The sequence below is a fragment of the Thalassobaculum sp. genome (assembly GCF_040219215.1).
Classification (GTDB): domain Bacteria; phylum Pseudomonadota; class Alphaproteobacteria; order Thalassobaculales; family Thalassobaculaceae; genus Thalassobaculum_A.
This window is the reverse complement of record NZ_JAVJSX010000016.1, coordinates 1-17,611: the sequence shown is the minus strand read 5'-3', so window position 1 is coordinate 17,611 and position 17,611 is coordinate 1. Positions and strand designations below refer to the sequence as shown.

General features: G+C 62.2%; 18 protein-coding genes. 3 read left to right on the top strand and 15 right to left on the bottom strand.

Annotated elements, in window-relative coordinates; all coding sequences use genetic code 11:
• The 3 genes from RIC54_RS13620 to RIC54_RS13605 all read left to right on the top strand — a co-directional run.
• Positions 1–256, top strand: a 256-nt coding sequence (locus tag RIC54_RS13620; protein WP_350150446.1) for a copper resistance protein B, incomplete at its 5' end; no start/stop codon positions are given.
• A gap of 35 nt (positions 257–291) precedes the next feature.
• Positions 292–744, top strand: a complete 453-nt coding sequence (locus RIC54_RS13615) for a pseudoazurin (protein ID WP_350091579.1) — start codon at positions 292–294, stop codon at positions 742–744.
• 616 nt (positions 745–1,360) lie between these two features.
• Positions 1,361–2,773, top strand: a complete 1,413-nt coding sequence (locus tag RIC54_RS13605) for an ABC transporter ATP-binding protein (RefSeq protein ID WP_350091585.1) — start codon at positions 1,361–1,363, stop codon at positions 2,771–2,773.
• 1,504 nt (positions 2,774–4,277) lie between these two features.
• Here RIC54_RS13605 and RIC54_RS13600 read toward each other — a convergent pair.
• The 15 genes from RIC54_RS13600 to RIC54_RS13530 form a co-directional block, all read right to left on the bottom strand.
• Entirely contained in the window at positions 4,278–7,454 is a 3,177-nt protein-coding gene (locus RIC54_RS13600; RefSeq protein ID WP_350091588.1) for an efflux RND transporter permease subunit, read from the bottom strand.
• On the bottom strand, positions 7,451–8,887 hold the full coding sequence (locus RIC54_RS13595) for an efflux RND transporter periplasmic adaptor subunit (RefSeq protein ID WP_350091591.1): 1,437 nt from the start codon (positions 8,885–8,887) through the stop codon (positions 7,451–7,453). Before RIC54_RS13595 ends, RIC54_RS13600 begins: the two co-directional genes overlap by 4 nt.
• Complete coding sequence (locus RIC54_RS13590) at positions 8,884–9,291, bottom strand: FixH family protein (protein WP_350091594.1); 408 nt, start codon at positions 9,289–9,291, stop codon at positions 8,884–8,886. The genes RIC54_RS13595 and RIC54_RS13590 overlap by 4 nt, the downstream gene beginning before the upstream one ends.
• Positions 9,292–9,822: 531 nt before the next feature.
• On the bottom strand, positions 9,823–10,143 hold the full coding sequence (locus tag RIC54_RS13585) for a hypothetical protein (RefSeq protein WP_350091597.1): 321 nt from the start codon (positions 10,141–10,143) through the stop codon (positions 9,823–9,825).
• Positions 10,144–10,196: 53 nt separating this feature from the next.
• Positions 10,197–10,808, bottom strand: coding sequence for a class I SAM-dependent methyltransferase (locus RIC54_RS13580; RefSeq protein WP_350091600.1), 612 nt, complete (start codon positions 10,806–10,808; stop codon positions 10,197–10,199).
• Positions 10,809–10,834: 26 nt separating this feature from the next.
• Complete coding sequence (locus RIC54_RS13575) at positions 10,835–11,578, bottom strand: cytochrome c biogenesis CcdA family protein (RefSeq protein WP_350091603.1); 744 nt, start codon at positions 11,576–11,578, stop codon at positions 10,835–10,837.
• A 15-nt stretch (positions 11,579–11,593) separates the two neighbouring features.
• Complete coding sequence (locus tag RIC54_RS13570; RefSeq protein WP_350091606.1) at positions 11,594–12,094, bottom strand: hypothetical protein; 501 nt, start codon at positions 12,092–12,094, stop codon at positions 11,594–11,596.
• The gene (locus RIC54_RS13565; protein WP_350091609.1) at positions 12,091–12,687 is read right to left on the bottom strand and encodes an SCO family protein; all 597 of its coding nucleotides are present in this window, start codon (positions 12,685–12,687) and stop codon (positions 12,091–12,093) included. The genes RIC54_RS13570 and RIC54_RS13565 overlap by 4 nt, the downstream gene beginning before the upstream one ends.
• A 160-nt stretch (positions 12,688–12,847) precedes the next feature.
• Entirely contained in the window at positions 12,848–13,114 is a 267-nt protein-coding gene (locus RIC54_RS13560) for a hypothetical protein (protein WP_350151104.1), read from the bottom strand.
• A 4-nt stretch (positions 13,115–13,118) separates the two neighbouring features.
• Positions 13,119–13,526, bottom strand: coding sequence for a hypothetical protein (locus RIC54_RS13555; RefSeq protein WP_350091614.1), 408 nt, complete (start codon positions 13,524–13,526; stop codon positions 13,119–13,121).
• A 38-nt stretch (positions 13,527–13,564) separates the two neighbouring features.
• Positions 13,565–14,167: a TlpA family protein disulfide reductase gene (locus RIC54_RS13550; protein ID WP_350091616.1), complete on the bottom strand. Its 603-nt coding sequence runs from the start codon at positions 14,165–14,167 to the stop codon at positions 13,565–13,567.
• Positions 14,164–14,790: a DsbE family thiol:disulfide interchange protein gene (locus tag RIC54_RS13545; protein WP_350091619.1), complete on the bottom strand. Its 627-nt coding sequence runs from the start codon at positions 14,788–14,790 to the stop codon at positions 14,164–14,166. Before RIC54_RS13545 ends, RIC54_RS13550 begins: the two co-directional genes overlap by 4 nt.
• A gap of 5 nt (positions 14,791–14,795) precedes the next feature.
• Positions 14,796–15,230 carry a DUF411 domain-containing protein gene (locus RIC54_RS13540; RefSeq protein ID WP_350091622.1) on the bottom strand — a complete coding sequence of 145 codons (435 nt, stop codon included), beginning with the start codon at positions 15,228–15,230 and terminating at the stop codon, positions 14,796–14,798.
• 66 nt (positions 15,231–15,296) lie between these two features.
• Positions 15,297–16,733: a multicopper oxidase family protein gene (locus RIC54_RS13535; RefSeq protein ID WP_350091625.1), complete on the bottom strand. Its 1,437-nt coding sequence runs from the start codon at positions 16,731–16,733 to the stop codon at positions 15,297–15,299.
• A 685-nt stretch (positions 16,734–17,418) separates the two neighbouring features.
• On the bottom strand, positions 17,419–17,611 hold a 193-nt coding region (locus RIC54_RS13530; RefSeq protein ID WP_350091628.1), incomplete at its 5' end, for a transposase.

Here is a 17,611-nt window from a genome sequence, read left to right as displayed (position 1 = left end):
CAACCGGCTGATCCTGCAGCCGGTCGCCGAGATCAACATGGCCGCCTCCGACGACCGCGAAATCGGCCAGGGCCAGGGGATCACCGACATCGAGACGGGGTTGCGGCTACGCTACGAACTGGTCGATCGCAACATTGCTCCCTACATCGGCGTGCATTGGGAAAAGAAGCTCGGGGAAACCGCCAGCATCGCCCGCAGCGAAGGCGAGGACACCGACGCAGTGCGTCTCGTCACTGGCCTCAAGGTCATGTTTTGAATCGGTTAAGGCAGTACCCACTCGGAGATGAACGAATGCGAAAATCCAAACTATGGCCGCTGGCCGTGATCGGACTGGTCATTGCCACGGGCTACTCTCTTCCGGTCAATGCCGCGCCGGTCGAAATCGAGATGCTGAACAAGAACGCGGGTGAAACCTTTGTATATTCCTCCGATCTGCTACGCTTATCAGTCGGCGATTCTGTGACGTTTGTTCCCACGACCAAGGGGCACAATGCCCAGAGCATTCCTGGAATGCTTCCAGACGGCGCCACCGAGGTAAAACTCGGCTTCAATCAGCAAGGCACGGTCACGTTCACAGAGCCGGGCGTGTACGGAATCCGGTGCACCCCGCACGCCGGAGCGGGCATGGTCACCGCCATCGTGGTCGGTGAACCGGTCAACCTTGCGGCCGCAAAGGATGCCGCCGGGAAGCTTCCACCCAAAGCACGGCAGCGGTTGTTGGCAGCGCTCAAGTCGCTCGACTGACCTTAAGAGGCGGCGAGCGGACCATCCGCTCGCCGCCTCTCTCCTGCAAGACATTCGCAACGATGCAATACGTCCGCCCCAACACGGCGTCGACGGGAGTGGCTTGCCTGCTCGCAGAGTTGGCGTGTCGCCCCCAACCAGTAGCATCCTGAAAAGGGCAGGCGATCATGATTCACTCACGAATGTTCGGCGCCGTCCTCTTGTACAGCCTACTCTCCGGCCTCGCAGGCGGGACAGCACTGTCGGACACGGCCACGGACCTCGTCGGCGCGTTTCAGGTTCACTCCGTTTCGGCTTCGGCCGCGCCGGCCGGTGCCTGCACCAAGGTTCAGTTGATGGTGGACAACGAGAGCCGGGATGACGTGCAAATTCTAGGGGTCTCCTCGGACATGGCGACCAGAGCCCGCATTCTTGCCAATGTGGGAAGCCGACAGCCCGTGGCACTGGACTCTTTCATCATACCGTCCGGACAGTCGGTTGAGTTCTCCCAGTCACGTTGGTTCGAGCTATGCGGCCTGACACGGTCGCTGGCACCAGGGGAGGCGTTTGCAGCAGAACTGCGAACCCCCCGCTGGACGAGTCCGCTGATTGTCCACGTCCACTGAGTCTGCGGAAGATGGCGCTGTCGATCATCGATCTGCCTCTTGGCCACGATCTCGTCGCCAATTTCTTCGACCATCGGCATTGGTGGCTTCACACCGTCGTGCATGCCGTTCTCATAGGAGGACCGATCTCCTTCCTCGTTCTTGCCGCCGTCATTTGCCTGAAGACGGTACGATTATGCCTGAAGCGACCGTCTCGTCGGCCAGATTCATTGCCGATCGCATTGGATACTGGATCGGCGTTCGATAAGGGAGTCTTCCAATACCTCCTCTCCCGAACTGGGCGCTCGCAGCTCTGGCTGCTCATCGGTGCGCTTGCGACATTGCCGGTTCTGTACGCGACCCTTGAGCTTCCTAAGGTTATTATAAACGGCGCGATCGGATCGGGGCACTTTCCCGAGGTCTACGCGGGCGTGACCGTGACTCAGATCAACTATCTCGTCGCCCTTTGCCTGCTCTACCTTGTTGCAGTGCTGACCGGCAGCGCCCTGAAGTATGCGGTCAATCTCAGCAAAGGTCGGGTCGCAGAGGCGCTGCTGCGGCGCCTGCGAAGCGCGGTGCTTCGAATTTGGCGTCGCGGCGCCCGCAGTGACGGCGACGGTCAACTGATTCCCATCATCGTCCAGGAACTGGAAGTTATTGGCGGCTTTTCCGCAGATATATTAGCCTTGCCAGTGCTGCAAGGCGGCACCTTCCTCACGATACTCACCTTCATGCTCGTGCAGGAACCAATTCTCGGTGCCGCGGCGATCACGCTTCTTCCGATTCAACTCGTGATTATCCCCCGCCTGCAACGCCGGCTCAATGCGCTCGGACGCACCCGCGCGCTTGAGGTCCGCAGGCTCGGGCAACTCTTGAGCGCAGTACGGACGGGACGGACCGTAGACGACCTGATCCCGATCCACGGCTGCTTTCGGCGCATTCAGAGCGTCCGCAATGAGATCTATCAGCGCAAATTTCTTATGAAGAGCGCCCTGAATCTGCTTCAGCATATGACGCCATTCCTGTTCTATACGGTTGGTGGATATCTCGTTATCGAAGGTCGCCTTTCTCTCGGCGCGTTGATCGCGGTGCTCGCAGCATACAAGGATCTGACTTCGCCACTACGCGAACTCTTCAACTACTATCAGCGCCTCGAGGATGTCCGGGTCCGGTACAAGGATCTTCAACTTGCCCTCTCGCGGCGTCACCGCCCGGTAACCTGTTACTCTGGCGACAACAGGTCGGCAGCCCCGGGCCTCGGTGAGATCTCGAATAACCAGCTTGGCGCAGTCAGCGCGCCGCCGATTGAGCCGTTCGAATATCCAGAACGAACAAGTCGGTCACTATTCGACGGCATTCACCGATCCGCGATGGCACATCCATCACTCGATCGGCACATAGGCGTACCTGGGCCGCGTAGTTCTGCAGATACGTCCCTTGGCTGAATTCGTAAGCCAGATTCTGGCCAAGGTACTTTCCAAGCCCTTTGCTCCTGTAGAACTGGGCCCGACGTTCCACGGCCTCCCAGTCCAAAACGCGATAGTCGATGACGGCGAACTCGGTCACCGCCCGATGCCGCACCTTGATACGCGGAACCGCTATGTACTCTGCATCGATCAGCACCATCGAAACGAAATCGCGGTATGAGGGGAGGTAGTTCGCGAGCGATGGTCGTCGCCCAGGTTGGATATGATAGATCGCAATGTCCTCGTATTGGCGCGCTATCACGTCCATCAGTTCCCAGTCCATCAGCACCGAGAGCCGGGTCTCATTCCGCCCGGCTTCGACCCAAGTGCAAATGGCAGGGATGAATATGTACGATTCCTCCAACTCGGCCCTGGCCGACAGCGCGGTGAGTTCGATTTCGCCTTCACTTTGGCATTTCTTAGGAAAGACATATCGACGTAGTTCATCGACGTTCACCATCAGGTGATCGGAAATTTCAATCCTGCGGTAATCGGAATGGAGGGCTATGATTCCCCCGTGCGCACTTGCCCATGCGCTCGGCGAAGCGTTGAGCAATAACCCCGTGACGCCAAATGCAATCGCCGAATAGCGCGCGGTACCAAGCCTTTTGAAGTAACTCTGCATGCCGAGCGTTCCGCTATCGGAACAAGTTCGATGTTGGAAGTGTGACTCTGAGAGGGAGGGCCTGGCAACGATCTTACCCGATGTTCCGAAATCTGATGGCGGACAACGGTCCCACCTGTTCGATGAGCTCACGACCCAGAGCGAGAACAAGTCGACCGCTGCAGTTGCGTTGAGGCACCGCTCAGCAGGCCAGACGCATTGAAACGCCTTGATCATCCCTGAGTTGGAAGCTCCACATTCGCCCGGAATCTTGGATCGAGGTGCATGATGAGTGCTCGCCAAGGCCGGCTGGAACGCGGCATTCTGGAATTTTTCAAGCTAGCATGCGCCAACGGCCGACCCGAAGTCGCTGAGCATCTACTGCACGCCGTTGAGTGTATCGATGCAGCTGAACCTGCGTTGGGTGGTACAGGAAGGCCTGCGCTCGACCAAGCCTATCGGGTGATCGCCCGCTTGGATGAGTAGCGCGGCGTCTGTGTATCGGAGCGACTAGCGGACCCTTCAAATTAGTAGATAACAAGCACTTGCGGTGCCGGTCGGCGCGGGAACCCCATGCCGATTGACACCCTGGCCAAAGCGTCCATGAGTGCCCCGGTTCCGCACTCCAGATCGAGCACCGTTCGAGCCGCGTCGTTGTCGACGAATCTCAGAAATTTGTCCACAAACCGTCGGCTCCAGCGCCCGATCTGAATTTCACAAGCATTTCCGTTGGATGCAGTGAAAGTCGAGGATGTCATTCGGTCGTCTCCTGCGCGAACCGTCAGATGGTGAAGACGCTCGGGGGTTATGCTACCTGGGCGAGACTGACCTGCCCCATCCTATGATGCCAATTATGCTGCGCATTGTCGGACGCTCCTGTCATTCGGCGGGCGATCCGAGGTCGGCAAGTTCCAGTTCACGCAGGGCCTGGCCGCCCACAGAACTCCGCGGCAGCTGCCATCCCTTGACGATTCCGTATACCGCTGGAATCACTACCAGCGTCAGCACGGTGGACGACACCATGCCGCCGATCATCGGCACCGCAATGCGCTGCATCACCTCCGAGCCGGCGCCGGTGCTCCAGAGGATGGGCACCAGCCCCGCCGTGATGGCGACGACGGTCATCATCTTCGGCCGGACACGTTCAACGGCGCCGACCATGATCGCCTGGTAGAGGTCGTCGCGGGTGAAAGGACGCCGCTCCGCCGCCCGTTCAGATTTCAGCTCCACCATCGCCTGATCGAGATAGATCAGCATGATGACTCCGGTCTCGGCAGCGACCCCGGCAAGCGCGATGAAGCCGACGGCGACCGCGACCGACATGTTGAAGCCGAGCCACCACATCAGCCAGATGCCACCCACCAGCGCGAACGGCAGCGACAGCATAACGATCAGCGTCTCGGTCAGCGCCTGGAAGTTCAGGTAGAGCAGCAGGAAGATGACCAGGAGGGTGACCGGTACGACGAGTTGCAACCGTGCCGCCGCCCGTTCGAGATACTCGAACTGCCCGCTCCAGGACACGGTATAGCCCGGCGGCAATTGGACTTGATCCGCGACCGCGGCCCGTGCCTCGCCGACGTAGCCGCCCAGATCGCGGCCCACGATATCGACGAAAATGTAGACGGCGAGTTGTCCGTTCTCGGTCCGGATCGAAGTCGCACCACGTTTCAGCTCCACTTTCGCAACTTCGCCGAGCGGCACGGCGCCGCCACCCGGTAGCGGAATTTGGACATCGGTCGCGATCGCTTGCGAGTCGCTGCGAAGCGCACGGGGGTAACGGATGGACACGCCGTAACGCTCTCGCCCCTCGACCGTCGTCGTCACGGTCTCCGCACCGAGCGCCATTGCGATGACGTCCTGCACGTCGCCGACGGCAAGTCCGTAGCGGCCGAGCGCACTCCGATCCGGCACGATGTCGAGGTAGTAGCCACCGATGACCCGCTCGGCATAAGCACTCGACGTACCGGGGACGTTCCGCAGCACCGCTTCGGTCCGGCGGGCGATTCTTTCCATTTCTGCGAGGTCGGTGCCGAATATCTTGACGCCGACCGGCGTGCGGATGCCGGTCGATAGCATGTCGATGCGGGCGCGGATCGGCATGGTCCAGGCGTTTGAGACGCCGGGAAACTGCAGCGCCTGATCCATCTCCGCCTTGAGGCCGTCGACGGTGACGCCCGGCCGCCATTCGCCCTTCGGCTTCAGGTTGATGATGGTCTCGAACATCTCCATTGGGGCCGGGTCGGTCGCGGTCAGCGCGCGCCCCGCCTTGCCGTAAACGGATTCCACCTCCGGAAAGCTCTTGATGATCCGATCCTGGATCTGCAGCAGCTCTGCGGCCTTGGTGACCGACAGGCCCGGAAGTGTGGTCGGCATGTACATCAGCGTCCCCTCGTCGAGGTTCGGCATGAACTCGGAACCCAGCTGCCGGGCCGGCAGGATCGTGATCCCGAGCACGACGAGTGCCACCAGAATGGTGAAGGTCTTCGCCTTCAGGACGCTGCGGATGATCGGGCGGTAGATCCAGATCAGGAACCGGTTGACCGGGTTGCGGTGCTCCGGGACGATTCGCCCGCGTACGAAGACCACCATGAGCGCCGGGACGAGCGTCACCGACAGCAGGGCCGCCGCTGCCATGGCGAAGGTCTTGGTGAAGGCGAGCGGGCCGAACAGCCGGCCTTCCTGCGCTTCCAGCGTGAAGATCGGCAGGAACGAGACGGTGATGATCAGCAGGCTAAAGAACAGCGCCGGGCCGACCTCGCTTGCCGCCTTGATCAGAACCTCCACCCGGGGCGCATCCTTCGGCGCCCGTTCGAGGTGCTTATGGGCGTTCTCGATCATGACGATCGCCGCGTCGATCATGGCGCCTACCGCAATCGCGATACCGCCCAGGCTCATGATATTCGAGCCGAGCCCGATCGCCTTCATCGCCGCGAAGGCGATCAGGATGCCGACCGGCAGCATCAGGATGGCCACCAGCGCGCTGCGCAGATGCAGCAAGAACACCACGCAGACGAGCGCCACGATGAGGCTCTCCTCGATCAGCGTGCGCTTCAGGGTCTCGATCGCGTCGAGGATCAGCTCGGAGCGGTCATAGACCGGGACAATTTCGACCCCGTTCGGCAGGCTCCCGGCGATTTCGGCGAGCCGCTCCTTGGCGCTTTCGATGACCGTCAGGGCGTTCGCCCCGAACCGCTGCAGGACGATGCCGCTCGCGACCTCGCCTTCGCCGTTCAACTCGGCGATTCCGCGCCGCTCGTCTGGGCCGATCTCGACGCGGGCCACATCGACGAGGCGCAACGGAACGCCGCGATCAGTCTTGAGCACGATGCTCTCGATATCCGCGATGCTCCTCAGATAACCGCGGCCGCGCACCATGAACTCGAACTCGCTAAGCTCAACCGTACGTCCGCCGACATCCATGTTGCTGCTGCGGACCGCGTCGCGCAGTTGCCCGAGCGAGATCCTCTGCGCCCGGAGCCGCTGTGGGTCGACCACGATCGTGTACTGCTTCACAAAGCCGCCGACGCTCGCGACTTCGGCTACACCCTCGGCCCTCGATGCCGCAAAGCGGACCACCCAGTCCTGCAAGGAGCGCAGCTCGGCAAGGGTCATCTCCTTGGCGACGACGGCATACTGGTAGACCCACCCGACGCCGGTCGCGTCCGGCCCGAGGCCGGGCGTAACGCCCGCCGGCAGCTGCCGTGCCGCGGCACTCAGGAATTCGAGCACGCGGCTTCGCGCCCAGTAGGGATCGGTCTCGTCCTCGAAGATTACGTACACGAAGGAGACGCCGAAGAACGAGAAGCCCCGCACGACCTTGGACTTCGGGACGGTCAGCATCGCGGTGGTGAGCGGATAGGTGACCTGGTCCTCGACGACCTGCGGCGCTTGGCCGGGATAGTCCGTGAAGACGATGACCTGGACGTCGGAGAGGTCGGGAATTGCGTCGAGCGGTAGCGTGCGTAGCGCATAGGTGCCGACGGCGACGGCGAATGCCGTGCCGACGAAGATCAGCAGAAGGTTGCGCGCGGACCAGTTGATCAGGCGGGCGATCATCGTACCACCTCCGGCGCGGCCATCGTGCTCAGGGCCGCCTTGAGGTTGCTTTCGGCGTCGATCAGGAAGTTTGCCGAGACCACCACTCGGTCGCCCTGGTTCACGCCGTCTCGGATCTCTACCAACCCCCGGCCGCGTCGCCCGATCGTCACTTCACGGGGCTCGAAGCGCCCTTCGCCGCGGTCGAGGATTACGACCTGCCGGGTGCCGGTATCGATCACTGCGCTGTCGGAAACCGTAACCACAGGTTCCGCACCACCGCTGGCGATCTCCACCTCGGCATACATGTTCGGCAGAAGGACGCCATCCGGGTTCGAAATCTCAATACGGACCCGCGTCGTGCGAGTCTCCATGCTGACCTCGGGATAGATCAGCGAGACCTGTCCCTCGAAGCGCATGCCGGCTTGACTGCGGACACGGACAGTTGCCCGAGCACCGATCCTGATCGAGCCGAGCTCGTATTCCGGTACATCCGCCAGCACCCAAACCGTCCCGATATCGGCGAGGCGGAAGAGAACGTCGCCCGTCGCCGCCTTCATGCCCTCGGCGACATTGCGCTCGAGCACGATGCCGTCGCGTGGCGCGGTCCACGTCACGGTAAGCGGCACCCTTCGGGTGCGCTCGATCTCCGCGATCATTCCGGTCGGCACGCCGAGGTTCTCCAGGCGTTGCCGGGCGCCGCCCAACCGGGCGCTCCCCGTATCGATCTTGAGCTCGGTCAAGTATTGCGCCGCGGCAGCAGCGATTTCTGGAGAGTATAGCCGAATGAGCGATTGTCCGATGGTCACCCGGTCGCCGGTCGTCACGTTTGCGACCTTCTCGATGAAAGCGTCTGACCGCGTCGCGACGACCGCGATGCGCCGTTCGTCGAGCTGGACGGTGCCGGGCACTAGCACAGGACGTCCCACCGGCTGGCGCATGGCGACTTCCGTCCTCACCCCGGTCTGTTGCAGCCGGCCAGCCGAGATCCGCACGACCGAACCGCCGGTATCCTCGCCCTCGTAAACGGCGATGTAGTCCATTCCCATGGAATCCTTCTTCGGCACCGGCGAGGTGTCTGCCAGGCCCATCGGGTTGCGGTAGTACAGGATGCGACGGGGCCCCACAGCCTCGGAGCCGGCCGGAGCTGCGGCGTCCGCCGACGCGGTCGCGGTCCGGTCGAAGCTCACATCCTCGCTCGCCTGAACAGCGACGAACTCGCGACCGTCATCCGCACGCCGGGGAACGGCCGAATAGACCGGTCGGCCATCGGGATCCCCGTAGTAGATCACCGGGCCCGACCGCTGCACCGTCGCTTCGGCCGCCGCGCTTCGACCTCCGAGTAATTCGAAGGTGTCGGGAAGCGCGATACCGCGATCCCCGACCCAATAGCCTCCGGCCCCCGCCGCCATCATGGCGGCGAGGGCGAGGCCCGACAGGGCGATCTGCTTCACGGCACGGCCCGCAGTACCAGCTTGTTCTCGAGCGTGCCCGTTTCGCCCTGGACCTTGGCGGCAAGCGAGAGCTGCCACCCGCCGGCCATCATCAGGTTCGTCTTGAAGCGGTAGACACCCGGCTCCGTCGGTTGGAGCGCTTCGACCGGCGCCGTCATCGTTGGCATGCCCTCGGGCGCCATGTCGATACGGGTCGCGAAGATAACCGCATCCGGAACCGCCTTACCGGATCGCTTATCGACCAGGCGCACGGCGACGACGGCGCCGTCTCCCTGCTTGACGTCGGCCTGAACGAGCCGGAACTCGTAATCCGCGATGTCGGCGCGAGCGGCCGACAGGGTCGCAATGGACAGAATAGTGGCGAGCGCAGCCGCGAAGCCGCGACGCGTGAAGGAACGCTGCATGGTCTTTATTACCTAGATTCATCGTGGTGCCGTGCTCGCGCACGGCATTCGCCCGTGGAACAGGCCACGTGCACTCTCCCGCGCCAACAGACCGGCGCGGCACGAGCCGGCGCGAGGCGCCGGCGTAGTCCTAGGTTTGGGGAGGTCGGGCGGGCGGCGGCTCGCTCTGCGGTGAGCACAGCACGTTGATCCCGGGTCTGATCACGACGCCTTTCAGGCCGAGGCCGGGCCCTGAGACCGCTAGGCCCGTCGAAAGACAACCGCCGGCGCACACGGCCATCAAGGGGCAAGACGCCAAGCAGTCCGGCGTTGTCGTCTGGTCGAGTGGGCGGCAGGGCATGTCGTCCGCCATGGCCGACATCGCGACATGGGCCATCGCATTCGCATTCGGTACGACCAAGGCTGGGCCGAATACGAGCCCGATCACGAGGAGGATCCGGGCGATCTGAGGGATGAACTGCCGACTTGCCATTGCGGCGACCATCTCATGATTTCTGGATTGCTGGAAGATACGGACACCGCGATCTGCGCTCACAATTGTGGTACCGCACCACATGCTCGCCCCGCGTGTCGATCAATGGCTGCAGCCGGAGAGGCTCCGCCTAAAACTGGGTCGGCGAGACGAAGGAAGTAGCTCGCCCCGTCGCCGATGTCGGCCTCGACCCGAAGCTGCTCCTTGGCGCGGACGACATCTGCCAGCCGGTCACCGCCACCGCGCTGGGCCAGGAGACCCCAGGGGAGTGCTCGATCGACCTGACCGCGAACGAGGTTGCCGCCAGCGCCCTGGAAGCCGGAATGCCGAGGGGCCATGAGGAGTAAACCGGCAATGAACAGAAAAACCGACTCGAACATGAATCGGATTCCGAAAGCGAGCCTGATGGGACCGCAAATCAATGGTGCCGCCCCTATTTCCGGGCTTGGCCCTCGTACATGAATGTGAAGGGGCGGGGGCCGGGAATGTAGCCGGTTGCGAGCTGATCAATCGAGAAGCCTGCGCTTCTCAACTGCTCTTGCGGATTGCGATTCAGGTGACAGCCGCCCGCGATACACTTCCAGAGTGGCGTAAGCCGATCCTGCCACTCCCTCACACCGGGATCTGGAGCGCTGCCGTGCTCTACGAAGAGCAGTTTTCCGTTCGGCGTGAGGACCCGTCGCATTTCCCGAAGTGCCGCTTCAGCGTGTGGCACCGTGCAGAGCGTCCAGGCAGTCACGACCGTGTCGACGCTGCAGTCGTCCAATGCAATGGCTTCAGCTGAAGCCGGAAGCAACTCGACCGGATAGGCAGCAGTATCCGCTGCCTTGCGTGCCATGGCCAACAACTCCCGCGACGGCTCCACCCCGATCACCCGCTCAACTTTATCGGTGTAGAATGGGAGGTTGAGTCCCGAGCCGATACCTATCTCCAGAACCCGACCTTCCGCCATCGCAGTCAACCGTTGGCGGTACGGCAACAGGTTGCGTTGGCTCATCGCCGTGTGCAGAAGACGAGGCAGAATCCATTTGCTGTACAGTCCCAAAAGACATTCCTCATCATGAATGGCGTTTAGCCGATGGTCGCCAGAACTGGAAAGGCTTCGATCAGCCAGTAGGAGAAGGTCGAAAGCTGATCCGTGATCATGGCCAAGCCCATGATCACCATGATGAGACCGGCCAGAATCTGCAGCACTCGCCCAGGGCGTTTCAGCGAGCGCAGCCGCAGCGCGAACTGATCCGTGAAGGCCGCCGCCAGCAGGAACGGCACCCCGAGCCCCAAAGCGTAGACCGAGAGCAGTGTCACACCGTCCATCACCGTCGCCGACGCCGCTCCAATAGTCAGAATGGCACCCAGGATCGGGCCGATGCACGGTGTCCAACCAAAGGCGAAAGCGAGACCGAGCATGTACGCCGAAGTCGCTCGACCGCCCGGCTTCACCGTGTGAAAGCGTATGTCGCGCATCATCCAACCAGGACGCACCGCCCCGATCAGAAAGAGCCCGAACACGATGACAACGCTGCCTCCGACAATGTTGAGTTCATAACGATAAGCAAGCAGTAGCTGCCCCAGTGCCGTAGCGCTCGCCCCAAACGCCACGAAGACGGTGGAGAATCCGAGTACAAAACAGCTACCAAGTCCAATTGCAGGCAGTCGCAGAGATGCACGGTCGCGTTCGGCGTTGTGACGAGTTGCGGTCCCGCCGGCGATGTATGAGACATACCCGGGCACCAGCGGGAGCACGCACGGCGACAGGAACGAGACCATTCCCGCGAGGAAGGCCGTGAGCAGCCCAATGTTCGAGATCTCGGCCATATCCATTTGAAGTCATTACACCGTTGCAGGCCGCTTCAGCGGCCGGTACGCCCACCCGAACCCCGCAAGCGGAATGGCTATCCATTGCAGGATCGGCGACAGACCTGTCCCGATTGGCGGAAGCACGGGCATGAGCGCCGAATACTCCCAAGTTCCACGCACCTCGATGTTGAGCCATTCGCTGAACACCGTGTAGCCGATGCCCATGATCAGGGCGGCCCCCGCCACGCGACGGTGAGCCCGCGGATCGACAGGCCAGCCATTGCCCAACACCATCAGCGCGAGAAGCAATGCCGCCATGGCGATCAGGAGATCACCTCCGGTGCAGTGGACGGCCGCGAACAGAACTTCCGCCGTCCCTGCGTCATGCCAGATCGTATAGAGCGGGAGGTGAGCAAACTCCCACAACAGATGCAGCGGAAAGACGAAGGCAAGGTAGCGCCGCAGAACACGCAACCAAGCGTCCGGCGGTGCTGTGCGCATTGTGAAGGCTGGGTCGGCAGGCAACGCTGTCATGAGAACACTTCTTTGATCCTCTGCCAGAGTGACGGCTTGGATTCTTCAATGGGTTTGCGGTGGTTGTTGATGAGCCCGTTGACATAGAGCACGAGGCTCAGCGGATCGAACGCCAAGCCGTGGAAATTGCCGGCCCAACGTCCGCCGCGGTCGATGACGTGGGTGACGACGCCATGCACCTGGAGGCCTTCATCGGTCTCCATGAACTTGTGCCCGTAGGCCTGCACCAGTTGGCGCGTGGCATCTTCGGGCTGGTTCGGCCCCACGGTCAGGAACCGCCAATTGACCGGGTCGAGACCGTGAGCCGGGCCATAAGCCTTCAAGACATCCGAGGTATCGTTCGATGGATCGGTGGTGATGCTGATGAACTGGACCCGGTCCTTCATCGGGGTTTGGTTGATCATGCCCTGGACTTCGGCGATACGATCGGCGTGCAACGGACAGACGTCCGGGCAACTGGCGTAGATGAAGTGCAGCACGACGACCCGATCGGTGAAATCAACCAACGAAACCGATGCGCCATCGGCATCGACCAGCTCGAACGGCGGAGCGTGCCTGTCGATGGCTTGGAAGGATTCCTCCTTACCGGTCATCACTGCGTCCAACTGATCTCCGGGATGCTCAGCATCAGCCGGACCGGCGGAAGCGAGGGCGATCAGCGTAGCGGCGGTTAGAAAGCGTATTCGTCGCATGAATAACGTCCCGCATTACGGATGAAGGAGCCGGCCGAAGCGACCGGCTCCTTTATTGTGGTCAGCTTTTGGTGGAAGGACCTGCTTCAGGAGCAGCCTTGTCCTCCGACGAGCCAGACTTTTCCATCTTGGCCTGCATCATCGCGTTGCAGTTCTTCATCATCTCCGTCATCTGATCCATCATGGGCATCCCGCCCTTCTGGTCCATCATCTGTCCCATCATGCTCGGCATTGTCTTTGACCCGTCCGAGCCTTGTGCTTCATGAGCCTGGAGAGCTGGTGCTGCCGCCAGGCCGGTAAACAGGATGGCTGCCGTGACTGCTTTCATTGAATTACGCATCGTTCGTCGTCCTCTTCTGGGGGGTAGGTTCCAGGGTCTTGTTGGGGGCGGCGCCCTGTTCGCCGGGAGAACCGTCCAGTGAACGGTTCGGTCGAGCCGCAATCGAAGCGGCTTCGATCATCGGAGACTTGTCAGCCAACGCTACGTTGGCAGCGTCCTGATCTTTCTTCACGCTGGACTCCGCCGAGCATGATTGTCCGCCCATCCGGCTCATGCACAGCCCGAGGGCGCACATCGCCACGCACGGCAGGACGCCGAGCAGCAACGGTGCCAGGCCGGCGGCAACCAACCAGCTCCAATTGAGGGCAAGCCCGGTGACGATCACCAGACCACCAAGAATCAACTGAGTGCGGCGGTTGCTGAGGTAGTGACGGGCGAGGCCTGACAGGTCCCGGCCCAACGTCGGTTCTACCCTCGTATCGGGTGAACGAGGCACACTCATGATCGTGCTCCTGGCTTGACTGTCCGAGAAACAACCTCGGCACGGGTTGTCGGCGCTGGCGGATAGCCACCGGTTTTGACGGAAAGATGCATCCGGATGAAAGCGACCATCTCGGCGGCGTCCCATTCCGCCGCACCGACCAGTCGGCCGATCTCGCGCCCGGAGCTGTCGATCAGGAGAGTGGTCGGCAAACCATACGTTCCGAGGGTACGTGCAGCCTTACCGCTGCTGTCGATATACCGGGCCAGATGCCGCACCCCGATGTCGTTGTAGAATCGGTCGACAACCGCGATCCCAGCCCGATCGATCGACAAAGCAACGACCTCGAAGCCCGACCCGCCGAGTTCGCCTTGCAGACGGTCAAGAGTCGGCATCTCCTCACGACAAGGTACGCACCAAGTCGCCCAGATGTTGACGAGCAGTGTTCTGCCGCGAAAGCCGCCGAGCGTGCGTTGCTGACCCCCACCATCCACAAACCGGATCTCCGGTAGCGGTTTTGGCGTGTCGTAGACGGCAAACCCTGCCGGGGCGCTCCCTGCCCAGGCGCTACCGGCCAAAGTGACGAGCGCCAGGACAGCAATCAAACCAGGTTTCATCATGGCCGTTCTCCAGGTTTACCGCCACGCAACCGCGCGACGATGGGCAGAATGGTCTGGTCCAAGGCTTGGCGGGTCAGAGGGCCAACATGCTTGTAGATGATCCGTCCGTCGGCGCTGACGACGAACGTTTCCGGCACCCCGTACACCCCCCAGTCGATTGCCACTCTTCCATTACGGTCGGCACCAGTTCGCTGGTACGGGTCGCCTAGAGTGTCGAGCCAACGAGCGGCATCAGCCGGCTCGTCCTTGTAATTGAGGCCGTGCACCGGGACGGCACCGTCCTTGGTCAATTGCAGGAGCAGTGGATGTTCTTCACGGCAGGCCGTGCACCAGGACGCAAAGACATTGAGAAGCGACACCTCGTCTCGGAGGTTTGCGCTTGCCAGACCCAGCGTTCGGCCCTCGACAGGTGCCAGATCGAACACCGGCACGGCTTTGCCGAGGAGGGCCGATGGAACTTCACGCGGATTACGTGCAAGGCCCCACACCAGCACCAAGACCAGGATGACGAATCCGGTTATCGGTAGTGTAAAAACAAGCCAACGCGCAGCGCGCCGACCAATATGGTCCGACCCCTGACCCTTGGTTAGCGTGGCTCCACAAACAGTAGCTGCGGGTGCCATGGCCGTTATTCGACGGCGTAGATTTTGGGTGCGCCCTCGGCGATCTCGTAGATCTGAAACGGCCCCGCCTTCTGGCCGTTCATTCCCGGAGACCCCATCGGCATGCCGGGCAACGAGATCCCCTTGATCGCGGGCCGCTCGGTCAGCAGACGGTTGAGCGTCTTCACCGGCACGTGGCCTTCAACCACGTAGTTGTCGATCAGCGTGGTGTGGCAGCCCTCGAAGTGTTCCGGCACACCCTGTTCCTGCTTGATGAGTTGCAGGTCGTGGGTCGGCACCACCGTCACTTCGTAGCCGTTTTCCCGCAGGTAGTCGGCATAGGCCTCGCAGCAGCCGCATTGCGGGTTCTTGTAAAGAGTTGCGGTCTTGGCGGGATCGGCGGCGTGCGCCGGGCTAAGCGGCAACATCAGAAGACCGAGAAGTGCGATCAATCGAAGCATGGGAAGGTCCTTTCTCTGGTGACGATCTGCGTTGGTGAAACGTGTTTGGGCGATGGCGCTGGCTCCCTACGCCGACGAAGCGACCCGGATGACGCCCATCATCCCACCGGCCTGATGTTCCAAAATGTGGCAGTGGAACATCCAGTCGCCTGGGTTGTCGGCGACGAAGGCGATCTCCACGCGTTCGCGCGGGCGCATCAGCACCGTGTCCTGCCATTCACGGAAGCGGGTTGGCGCGCCGTTGCGGGTCAGAACCCGGAACGAGTGACCGTGAAGGTGGATCGGGTGATGCCAGGCGGTGTCGTTGGTCAGTTCCAGGATGTATGACCTGTCCTGGGTCAGCGTGAGCATGGGGTCCATGACGTGCCCTCTCGCGGCGACCCCATTGATGTCCCACACACCCTCGTGACGCATCCCCGGCATCATGCGGCCCATCATGCCGCCGCCCATTCCTCCTCCCATCATGCCACCACCGAACCGGACGGCATGGCGTTCGGACACCGCCGGGTCCGGCTCGGTGAGCGGGTTAGCCGGCAGCGCGATCGGAGCGTCCATCGGGCGATCACGCAGGGCCGTGTCGGCATAGACGAGATCGAGCAGCCGGTATTCGAGACGCTGATAGAATGCGTCCGTCACCTGGAACCGGGTTCCGGGATCCCCGGTCATGTCGATGATCACGTCAGCGCGCATGGCCGGCCCGAGCACCAGACGATTGCCGTCGGGCGCGTGCGGCTCGACCGGTTGACCATCCAAGGCCACGATCTGCGGGCGATGGCCGGCGAACTCGAGCCCGAAGATGCGGGCGTTGGCGGCGTTGATCAGACGCAACCGGATCCGCTCGCCGGACCGGACGACGAAGGTCTCCGGCACTCGGCCGTTGACGGTGACGGTGTTGCCGATCCGCCCGGCCATGCCGGTATCCATCATGTTGCCGAAGTCGTTGCTGATCGATGCGTCCTTCAGCAGACGCCAGTCGTCCAGCACCCAGGTGACCTCCCGGTCGACTTCGACCGGCTCGGCCTCCTCAATGATTAGCGGCCCATAGAGGCCGCGGCCGACCTGCTCGAAGCCACGCTGGTGCGGGTGGTACCAGAACGTGCCGGCATCCAGCGCATCGAACTCGTAGGTGAAAGTCTCGCCCGGCGCGATCGGGCGCTGGGTCAGGTGCGGGACCCCGTCCATGGCATTGGTCACGCGCAGGCCGTGCCAGTGCACCGTGGTTTCCTCGGCGAGCGCGTTCTCGACCAGCACGCGCACTCGCTCGCCCTGCCGGACCCGGATCTCCGGTCCGGGAACACTGTCATTGAACGACCAGACCGCGGTGTCCGGATAGGGGGCGGGAACCAATCGGGCTTTGCCTGATGCGGCCCGTAGCCGGAACTCGCGCGGACCGGCCTGAGCCGACGCGGGGAGCGTGAAGCCTGTTCCCGCCAGCAGGGCAGCCGCCCCGGTACTGGCCAGGAAGGCGCGCCGCGACGAAACGGCTTTCGTGAATCGGTGCATCGGTATCGTCCTGATGAACGGTGCGTCGATGCCGGACGCGCGTCGATCGAAGCGACGGCGAACGGGCACTCCGGGCGCGGCCCACTAAAGCAGCAAACCTGCCGTAACGGCACCGGGAGACCGCCAACCGGCGGCACCCTGCCGTTAGATCAGAACGTGACGTCTGGGAGGTGAGGGGTCTATGAGCAGAATGTGACTTGCAGCACGAACACTGGTAACGCCGTTATGAACAACGACCGGCATCAAGTCTGTTGCCATATTCGGTTCAACAATCGCAACCGCGGGCGCTGTGCACGTCAGTGAGCAAAGCACTTTGGTCGACCCATCGTCGCTGCCATCGCACTTGTTGCAATCCGGCATCGGTGCATCGAGCGACGCTGTAGCCGCCATCTTGAGTGCCATGTCCGACACTTGAAGGACGTTCGCCACCGTACTGGTGGCGAACGTTATCGCCAGAACAAGGGCCAAGGTTCGCAGCATCCATCGCATATAAGGACGCTAACCTCGATCACACAAGACGTCGACGGATATTCGGTCGCAGGTCACAGGCAACCGGCTGGGCTCCGCTCCGATCGATCCACGGGGCCGCGTTCATCACACCCCCTCCCCGATCAATTCCGCCGGACGCCTGATGCTCAGATGGCGCTGACAATCCTCATATGCTTCCAGCTAGAGCGGATTCCGATCACTCCGGCTCATAGCCGCAGGCAGTGAAGAAGCTGACGCAGTCTCGTGGTGTGACGGCGTCGATTGCATCGCGGATGGCGTTCCAGAGGTCGGTCAGGGTCCTCGCGGCTGCTTTCTTGAGGGCCGCCTTGATCTTGGCGAAGGCGAGTTCGATTGGGTTGAAGTCGGGACTGTATGGCGGCAGGAGACGA